The sequence below is a fragment of the Streptomyces anandii JCM 4720 genome, assembly GCF_014650655.1.
Classification (GTDB): Bacteria; Actinomycetota; Actinomycetes; order Streptomycetales; family Streptomycetaceae; genus Streptomyces; species Streptomyces anandii.
The window spans coordinates 134090-142301 of the sequence record NZ_BMVJ01000002.1 but is presented as its reverse complement, the minus strand read 5'-3'; the positions used below and the strand labels follow the sequence as shown (position 1 = coordinate 142301).

General features: G+C 72.8%; 10 protein-coding genes. 2 read left to right on the top strand and 8 right to left on the bottom strand.

What is annotated here, in order from left to right:
• The 8 genes from IE249_RS36085 to IE249_RS03735 all read right to left on the bottom strand — a co-directional run.
• The coding region (locus tag IE249_RS36085; protein ID WP_268249664.1) for a proton-conducting transporter transmembrane domain-containing protein at window positions 1-614 on the bottom strand (614 nt) is incomplete at its 3' end.
• The gene (nuoK, locus tag IE249_RS03765) at window positions 611-1003 is read right to left on the bottom strand and encodes an NADH-quinone oxidoreductase subunit NuoK (RefSeq protein ID WP_189703338.1); all 393 of its coding nucleotides are present in this window, start codon (window positions 1001-1003) and stop codon (window positions 611-613) included. The genes nuoK and IE249_RS36085, both read right to left, overlap by 4 nt.
• Entirely contained in the window at window positions 1003-1608 is a 606-nt protein-coding gene (locus tag IE249_RS03760) for an NADH-quinone oxidoreductase subunit J family protein (protein WP_189703337.1), read from the bottom strand. Before IE249_RS03760 ends, nuoK begins: the two co-directional genes overlap by 1 nt.
• Entirely contained in the window at window positions 1605-2099 is a 495-nt protein-coding gene (locus IE249_RS03755) for a 4Fe-4S binding protein (RefSeq protein ID WP_189703679.1), read from the bottom strand. The genes IE249_RS03760 and IE249_RS03755 overlap by 4 nt, the downstream gene beginning before the upstream one ends.
• A gap of 110 nt (window positions 2100-2209) precedes the next feature.
• Complete coding sequence (locus IE249_RS03750) at window positions 2210-3178, bottom strand: complex I subunit 1/NuoH family protein (RefSeq protein ID WP_189703336.1); 969 nt, start codon at window positions 3176-3178, stop codon at window positions 2210-2212.
• Entirely contained in the window at window positions 3175-4206 is a 1032-nt protein-coding gene (locus IE249_RS03745; protein ID WP_189703335.1) for an NADH-quinone oxidoreductase subunit C, read from the bottom strand. Before IE249_RS03745 ends, IE249_RS03750 begins: the two co-directional genes overlap by 4 nt.
• Window positions 4203-4913, bottom strand: a complete 711-nt coding sequence (locus IE249_RS03740; RefSeq protein WP_189703334.1) for an NADH-quinone oxidoreductase subunit B — start codon at window positions 4911-4913, stop codon at window positions 4203-4205. The genes IE249_RS03745 and IE249_RS03740 overlap by 4 nt, the downstream gene beginning before the upstream one ends.
• Window positions 4904-5323, bottom strand: coding sequence for an NADH-quinone oxidoreductase subunit A (locus IE249_RS03735; RefSeq protein WP_229857452.1), 420 nt, complete (start codon window positions 5321-5323; stop codon window positions 4904-4906). Before IE249_RS03735 ends, IE249_RS03740 begins: the two co-directional genes overlap by 10 nt.
• Window positions 5324-5524: 201 nt before the next feature.
• Between IE249_RS03735 and IE249_RS03730 the strand changes: the two genes are divergently transcribed.
• Window positions 5525-6724 carry a sensor histidine kinase gene (locus IE249_RS03730; RefSeq protein ID WP_189703333.1) on the top strand — a complete coding sequence of 400 codons (1200 nt, stop codon included), beginning with the start codon at window positions 5525-5527 and terminating at the stop codon, window positions 6722-6724.
• Between the two features lie 512 nt (window positions 6725-7236).
• A partial coding sequence (locus IE249_RS03725; protein WP_229857450.1) for a sensor histidine kinase occupies window positions 7237-8212 on the top strand: 976 nt, incomplete at its 3' end.

Sequence of the window (8212 nt, the reverse complement as noted above, 5' to 3'; positions counted from 1 at the left end):
CTCGCGACGGTGCCGAGGACCTTGGTGATCTGGAAGGACCCGGCGGCGGTGCCGAGCGCGAACAGGCCGATCAGGAAGGGTACGTCGCCGAGCTTGGTGACCAGGAAGGCCTTGATGGAGGCGGCGCGGGCCTCCGGGGTCTCCCAGTAGTGGCCGACGAGGAAGTAGGAGCAGATGCCCATGACTTCCCAGCCGACCAGCAGCACGATCAGGTCGCCTGAGTAGACGACCAGGAACATCGCGGAGGTGAACAGGGAGACGAGAGCGGCGTACGAGGGGTAGCGCGGGTCGTGGCGCAGGTAGCCCGTCGAGTAGATCTGCACGCAGGTGGCGACGACGCCGACCAGGACGGCGACGAGGGCGGCGAAGCCGTCGATGTGCAGGGCGAGCTCGACGGGGACGGAGCCGGTGGGCGTGAGCTCGGTGGCGGCGTCGATGGACCGGCCACCGCCCTGGCGGGCGGCGACCAGCACGGCCAGGACGAGGGAGGCCAGGGTCGGCAGTACGGCGAGCGGCCGGACGTAGCCGGGGGCGGTGCGGCCGAGGAGCAGGCCGGCCGCCGCGCCCAGGAACGGAAGGAGGGGGACGAGGACGGCGAGGGTGGTCGTGGTCACGTGGTGGCCTCAGCCTTCTCGGTGTCCTGAGCGGCCGGGGCGGCGTCGCCGGGGCCGGGGTCGTCGTCGGGGCCCTCCGCGGAGTCGCGGAGGCGGTCGATGTCCGAGGTGCCGCGGTTGCGGTACACGGCGAGGACGATCGCCAGGCCGATGCCGATCTCCGCCGCGGCGATGGCGATGGTGAACAGGGTCAGGGCCTGGCCGGAGTGCAGGGTCTCGACGGCCGCCTTGCTCAGCCAGACGTCGAAGGCCACCAGGTCGAGGTTGACCGCGTTGAGCATCAGCTCGACGGACATCAGGACGAGGATCGCGTTGCGCCGGGCGAGGACGCCGTACAGGCCGGTGCAGAACAGGAGGGCGGAGAGCACGGCGGGATAGGCGAGGTGCATCAGCGGACCTCTTCCTTGGCGGCCCGCCCGCCGGGGGCGTCCGCGACGGCGGAGGACGCGGCGGCCGTGGCCTTCGCCTTGCGGGACAGGACGATCGCGCCGACCAGGGCGGCGAGAAGGAGGACGGAGAGCGCCTCGAAGGGCAGCACCCAGTTCTGGAACAGGCTCGCGCCGGTGACCTTCGTCGAGCCGGCGGCCGCGCCGTCCAGATCGATCCAGGTGGCGCGGAAGGCGTCGACGACCACCCACACCAGGGCGGCCGCGGCGGCGACGGCAACGGTGAGGGCGGCCCACCGGTTGCCCGAGTCGGCGTCCGGGGAGCGGCCGATGGGGGCCTTGGTGAGCATCAGACCGAACAGGAGGAGGACGACGACGGAACCCACGTAGATGAGGACCTGCACCCACGCGATGAACTCCGCGGTGAGCAGGAGGTACTCGACAGCGAGACCGCCGAGGGCGACGACCAGCCACAGGGCGGCGTGCACCAGTTGCCGGGTGGTCACGGAGACGAGGGCCGCGCCGAAGGTGACCAGGCCGACGAGGAGGAAGGCGATCTCGACGCCGGTCGGCGAGAGGAAACCGTGCGTCTGGGCAGCGAGACTCACGTGTCTCCCTCCTCGGGCCCCGGCTGGGCCGAGGCGAGCTTCTCGGCGGTCTTGCGGGCGGCGGCGATCTCCTTCGGCTCCTCCGCGCCGGGGTCCAGGGCAGGCGGGGCCGGGACGGTCCACATCCACTCGCGGAGCTTTTCCCGCTCGTGGGTGAGCTCGCGGATGTCGGTCTCGGCGTACTCGAACTCCGGGGACCAGAACAGGGCGTCGAAAGGACAGACCTCGATGCAGATACCGCAGTACATGCACAGGGAGAAGTCGATGGCGAAGCGGTCGAGGACGTTGCGGCTGCGCTCGCGGCCGCCGGGGACCGCCGCCGGCACCGTCTCCTTGTGGGAGTCGATGTAGATGCACCAGTCCGGGCACTCGCGGGCGCACAGCATGCAGACCGTGCAGTTCTCCTCGAACAGGGCGATCACACCCCGGGTGCGGGGCGGGAGGTCCGGCTGGGCGTCCGGGTACTGCTCGGTGACGGTCTTCCTCGTCATCGTGCGCAGGGTGACGGCCAGGCCCTTGGCCAGGCCGGAGCCGGGGATCGACAGGCGGGGCCGCCCGGAGGGCGTCGCCGAGGGGCGGTGGTCGGGCGACGGGCGGGACATCAGGAGATCACCACCTTGACGACGCCGGTGAGGGCGATCTGGGCGAGGGAAAGGGGGACGAGCAGGGTCCAGGACAGCTTCTGCAACTGGTCCTCGCGCAGGCGCGGGTAGGTGACGCGCAGCCAGATGACGACGAACGCGAGGACGGCCGTCTTCAGCAGGGTCCACACCCAGCCGAGGCCCTCGGCGCCCCACGGGCCGTGCCAGCCGCCCAGGAACAGGACGGTGGTCAGGCCGCACAGGACGACGATCCCGGCGTACTCGGCGAGGAGGAACAGGGCGAAGCGGAGACCGGTGTACTCGGTGTACGCGCCGAAGATGATCTCCGAGTCGGCGACGGGCATGTCGAACGGCGGGCGTTGCAGTTCGGCGAGTCCGGCGACGAAGAAGACGATCGCGCCGACGATCTGCCAGGGCAGCCACCACCAGTGGAAGGCGTGCAGGATGCCCGGCAGGGACACCGTGCCGGCGGCCATCGCCACGGAGGCGGCGGCGAGCAGCATCGGCAGCTCGTAGGCGAGGAGCTGGGCGGCGGTGCGCAGACCACCGAGGAGGGAGAACTTGTTCGCGGAGGCCCAGCCGGCCATGAGAGAGCCGAGGACGCCGACGCCCATCACGGCGAGCACGAAGAAGATCCCGGCGTCCAGGACCTGGCCGACGGCGCCCTCGCCGGGGCCGATGGGGATGGCGAGCAGTACGAGGAGATACGGCAGCAGGGCCACGGCCGGGGCGAGCTGGAAGACGCGGCGGTCCGCGCCGGAGGGGACCACGTCCTCCTTCTGCGCGAACTTCACCCCGTCCGCGACGAGCTGGGCCCAGCCGTGGAAGCCGCCGGCGTACATGGGACCGAGGCGGCCCTGCATGTGGGCCATCACCTTGTGCTCGGTCTGACCGACTATCAGGGGGAAGGTGAGGAAGACCACGAAGACGATCAGGAGTCGCAGGGCGACGTCGACCGTGTCGTTCACTGCCGGCCTCCTTCGGTCTGGTCTCCGCTGTCGTCGGTGCCGTTGTCCGCTGAATCCTGGCTGGGCTCGTCGAATGCCGGGCGGGCGTGGTGCCAGGGGGCGTCCGTGCTGCGCGGGGGGTTCGGCGGGGTGGGGCCCTCGGGGGCCGGGGTGCCGGGTGCCGGTGATTCCGGTGCCGTGCCCTCGGCCGGGGTCGGCTGCTCCTGGGGCGCCGTCTGGCTCACCGAGCCCTGGCTCGCGCTCCGCATCCGGCGCGGGCGGGGTGCCGGGGCCTCGTTGGCGCCGGCCGCCTGCCGGGCCGGCGCTTCCATGGGGGGCTGCGCCGCCGGGTCGGTCTGGCCGGCGGAGCCCTGCGCCGCCGTGCGGGTGCGGCGGACCGGGCGGTCGCCCGCGGCGCGGGCCGGGCGCTCGCCCGCCGCACGGCCGGCGCCCCGGGCCGGGCGGGCCGGGGCGGGCGGGAGCTGGCCCTTCAGGGGGCCCCACTCGTTGGGGTCGGGGACGCCGGGCGGCAGCATCTGGCGGCGCTTGGGGCCGCCGTGGTCCGACTCGCCCGGTTCCTTGGCCCCGGGCCAGGCCTTGGCGACCCGGGCCGCGAGGACGAAGTCCTTGCGCAGCGGGTGGCCTTCGAAGGTGTCGGGGAGGAGCAGGTGGCCGAGGCCCGGGTGGCCCTCGAAGCGGACGCCGAACATCTCGTGCGTCTCGCGCTCGTGCCAGGCCGCGCCCGCGTAGACGTCCACCGCGGACGGCAGGGCCGGGGCCTCGTGGGAAACGGTCGTGCGCAGGAGCAGGCGCCGTACCGGGGAGAGGGCGACGACGTGGGCGCAGACGCGCATGCCGGTACCCGGCTCGTCGACCGCGCTCAGCCAGTCGAAGTAGGTGCAGCCCAGCTCGTCGCGGGCGGTGCGCAGCGCGGGGATCCAGGAGGCCGGCGGTACGTCGACCGTCAGGACCTCGTAGGACTCCTCCGCGGTGGCCTCGGCGCCGAAGAGTTCTTCGGCGGGCGCGGGCAGCCAGCCGGCCGCTGTCATCGTGTCTCCCCCTCGGACCCCTCGGACCCCTCGGACCCCTCGGACCTGTCGGACCCCTCGGCTCCCTCGGACCCTTCCGGTGCGGGAGGCCGCACCAGCCCGCTCCGCAGCGCCGCCACCGACGGGCGTGCCGCCGCCACCGACGGACGTGCCGGATCCGTGCCGTAGCGCTCCCCCAGCGACTCCCGGGCGATCTTCTCCTGGAGTTTGAGGATGCCCTGGAGCAGCGCCTCCGGGCGGGGCGGGCAGCCGGGGACGTAGACGTCCACCGGGATGATCTGGTCGACGCCCTTGGTGACCGAGTAGGAGTCCCAGTACGGGCCACCGCAGTTGGAGCAGGCGCCGAAGGAGATGACGTACTTCGGCTCGGGCATCTGCTCGTACAGGCGCTTGACCGCCGGGGCCATCTTGTCCGTGACCGTGCCGGAGACCACCATCAGGTCGGCCTGGCGCGGACCCGGGGCGAAGGGGATCACGCCGAGCCGGATGAAGTCGTGGCGGGCCATCGACGCGGCGATGAACTCGATCGCACAGCAGGCCAGGCCGAAGTTGAAGACCCAGAGCGAGTAGCGGCGGCCCCAGTTGAGGACGACCTTCATCGGCTCGGGCGCCAGCCGGGCGAGCGCGCCCAGCCGCTTCGGCTCGGGAAGCAGAACGGGCTCGGGAACGGGCTCCGGGGCCGCGTCCATCCCGGGGTTCACGTCCATGCCAGGACGCCCTTCTTGTATGCGTACAGCAGGCCCACGGCCAGGAAGCCGAGGAAGACGAACATCTCCACGAGCGTCGCGGCGCCGTAGCCGGGGGCGGCGAACACCGTCGCCCAGGGGAACAGGAAGATCGAGTCGACGGCGAAGATCACGTAGAGGAAGGCGTAGACGTAGTAGCGGACCTGGGTGTGCGCCCAGCCCTCGCCGACGGGGTCGACGCCGCACTCGTAGGTCAGGAGTTTCTCGGGGGTGGGGACCACCGGCCGCAGCAGCCGGCCCGCGCCGAAGGCGACGGCGACGAACAGCACGCCGACGACGGCGAGCAGTCCGACGACCGAGTAGGAGTGGAAGTAGTCCGCCGCGACGACGGCGGTCGACCCCCGCGGTGTCTCCCGCAACGTCTCAGGCACCGTCCGTCCCTCGCTCCCTGACCTCGTGGTGTTCGTGATGTCCGTGGTGTTCGACGATCTGTACGCACGGGAGTCTAGGCCCTGATAAAGGGAGGGTAAGCAGCCCGTCGCACCGTGGGACGCGGGGGTGGGGTTTTCCCCCGTGGACCTGGGCGGCCGACCTCATGGCGCGCTCGCGCGCCGCACGGCACGCTAGCGGCTATGACCGCACCCATCTCCTCCTCCGACCGGGCGGCGGCCGGCGCCGAGGACGGCCCGCCCCCGGTCCGTTTCGCCTACGACCTGCCCACCTGGAAGGAGATCACGCATCTCCTCGCCAACCTGCCGATGTCCCTGATCGGTTTCGTCTACGTCGTGACCGTGCTCACCACCGGTGCCGGACTGACGGTCACCGTGGTCGGCCTGCCGCTGCTCGCGGCCGGGCTTACGGGCTCGCGTCAGCTGGGGCGGTTGGAGCGGACCCGGGTCCGGTCGTTGCTGGGGACGTCGGTCGAGGAGCCGAGCCCGTTGCCGCTGGCGCGGACCAAGGGCCCGCTCAACCGGCTGTGGCTGATGCTGAAGGACCCGGTCGCCTGGCGGGCCGCGCTCTACGGCCTCATCCGGCTGCCCTGGGGCATCCTCACCTTCACCGTCACCCTGACCTCGCTCTTCGTCCTGTGGCCGGTGCTGCCCTACCTCGCGCGCGGGATGGCCAACGTGGACCGGGCGATGGCGCGCGCGCTGTTGTCGCCCTCGGACGAACTGGAGCGGCGCATCGCCGAACTGGAGTCCGACCGGGGAGTGGTGGTCGACACCGCCGCCGCCGACCTGCGGCGCATCGAGCGCGATCTGCACGACGGGGCGCAGGCCCGGCTGGTCAACCTGGCCATGGGGCTCGGTCTGGCCAAGGAGAAGCTGCTGGAGGACCCGGACTCGGCGGCCGCGATGGTCGAGGAGGCGCACGGTGAGGTGAAGCTCGCGCTGCAGGAGCTGCGGGACCTGGCCCGCGGCATCCATCCCGCCGTACTGACCGACCGCGGCCTGGACGCGGCGCTGTCCTCCGTGGCCTCGCGCTGCACGGTGCCGGTGAAGGTGACGGCCGACCTGGACACGCGGCCCGCGGCGGCGATCGAGGGCATCGCCTATTTCACGGTCTCCGAGCTGCTGCAGAACATCAGCAAGCACAGCGGGGCGAGATCGGCGTCGGTGGACGTGTGGCGGTCCGAGGACCGGCTGCTGATCCAGGTATGGGACGACGGCCGCGGCGGGGCCCGGCTCGACGGCGGTACGGGCATGCGGGGGCTGGCCGACCGGCTGGGCGCCGTCGACGGCCTGTTCGTCGTCGAGTCACCGGCGGGCGGCCCGACTACCGTCACGGCGGAACTGCCGTGGCGGGACCGCACGGACGCCAACGCCCGCTGACCACGGCACCGGCCCACGCCACGCCGGCGTGAGCCGGTGCCATCGGCCTGCCGCACCGGCCCGCACCGCCACCGGCCAGTGGCACACGGGCACGCGCCGCCGGTCCGCACCACGCCGACGTGCGCCACCACCAGCCCGCCCCGCCCCGGCCCGCGGCACACCGGCGCGCGCTGCGGGCCTGCCCGCACCACGCTGACCCGCGCCGCGCTGACCTGCGACACGCCGACGCACGGTGCCACCGGCCGGCGGCACGCCGGTCCGTGCCACCACCAGCCCGCGGCTTCCCCGGCCCGCCGAGACCCCGTCGGACGGTCACGCCCAGCAGACGGTCGGGCCCCCCCCCCCCCCGCAGGTAGGGAAAACCCCCCGTCCAGGACGCCGACGCGCTCCATGGTCCCGTGGGCCGCGGCCGAGCAGGCTGGGGGTACGGCGGGAAGCCGCACCGCACAAGCCGAGAGGCGACCGCTGAGGAAGCGGCACGACGGCACGACGAGGGGAACGGGACGAAGCCGATGGCCACCGAGTACGCGAGGTACGGACACGGATACGGCGCCGACCGGGGTCACCGGCGGCACCGGCTGCCCGCCGGGCTCCGGGCGCCGTTCGAGGCGCGCAGCCGGCGCGAGTTCGGGTACGTGCTGCTGGGTCTGCCGATGGGCATCCTGATGTTCACCTACGCCGTGACGATGGTGTCGCTGGGGGCCGGCCTGCTGGTGACGTTCCTCGGGGTGCCGGTGCTGGCGGCGGCGCTGGCGGGCTGCCGGGGGATCGGCGTGCTGGAGCGGGCCCGGGCGCGCGGGCTGCTGGGTCTGGAGGTGGCCGAGCCCGAGCCGCTGCGGATGAAGCGGCACGGGGTGCTGGCCTGGACGGGGGCCGTGCTGAAGAGCGGCGCCTCGTGGCGGGCGCTGCTCTACTCGGTGCTGCAGTTCCCGTGGTCGGTGTTCTCCTTCGTGGTCGGCCTGACCGTGTGGTCGGTGGGCTGGACGCTGCTGACGTACCCGCTGTGGTTCTGGGTCTTCCCGGTGTGGGCGGGCCAGGGCGGCATCCAGCTCTACGGCGACGAGCACCACCGCGTCTTCCTCGACAACCCCTTCGAGATCGGGGTCACCGCCCTGGTGGGCCTGCTGTTCACGCTGGCCACGCCGTGGATCGTGCGGGCGCTGACGATGGTGGACCGGGTGCTGGTGCACGGGCTGCTCGGGCCGTCGCGGCTGTCGGCGCGGGTCGTGGAGCTGGAGTCGGACCGCGGGACCGTGGTGGACACGGCGGCCGCCGACCTGCGGCGCATCGAGCGGGACCTGCACGACGGGGCGCAGGCCCGGCTGGTGGCGCTGGCGATGGACCTCGGACTGGCGAAGGAGAAGCTGGCCGAGGACCCGAGGGCGGCGGCGCGGATGGTGGACGAGGCGCACGGCGAGGTGAAGACGGCGCTCCAGGAGCTGCGGGACCTGGCCCGCGGCATCCATCCCGCCGTACTGACCGACCGCG

Excerpts from the sequence above, each read along its gene's own strand:
- nuoK (WP_189703338.1), bottom strand. The coding sequence starts at position 1,003 with ATGCACCTCGCCTATCCCGCCGTGCTCTCCGCCCTCCTGTTCTGCACC.
- IE249_RS03740 (WP_189703334.1), bottom strand. The coding sequence starts at position 4,913 with ATGGACGTGAACCCCGGGATGGACGCGGCCCCGGAGCCCGTTCCCGAG.
- IE249_RS03730 (WP_189703333.1), top strand. The coding sequence starts at position 5,525 with ATGACCGCACCCATCTCCTCCTCCGACCGGGCGGCGGCCGGCGCCGAG.
- IE249_RS03755 (WP_189703679.1), bottom strand. The coding sequence starts at position 2,099 with ATGACGAGGAAGACCGTCACCGAGCAGTACCCGGACGCCCAGCCGGAC.
- IE249_RS03745 (WP_189703335.1), bottom strand. The coding sequence starts at position 4,206 with ATGACAGCGGCCGGCTGGCTGCCCGCGCCCGCCGAAGAACTCTTCGGC.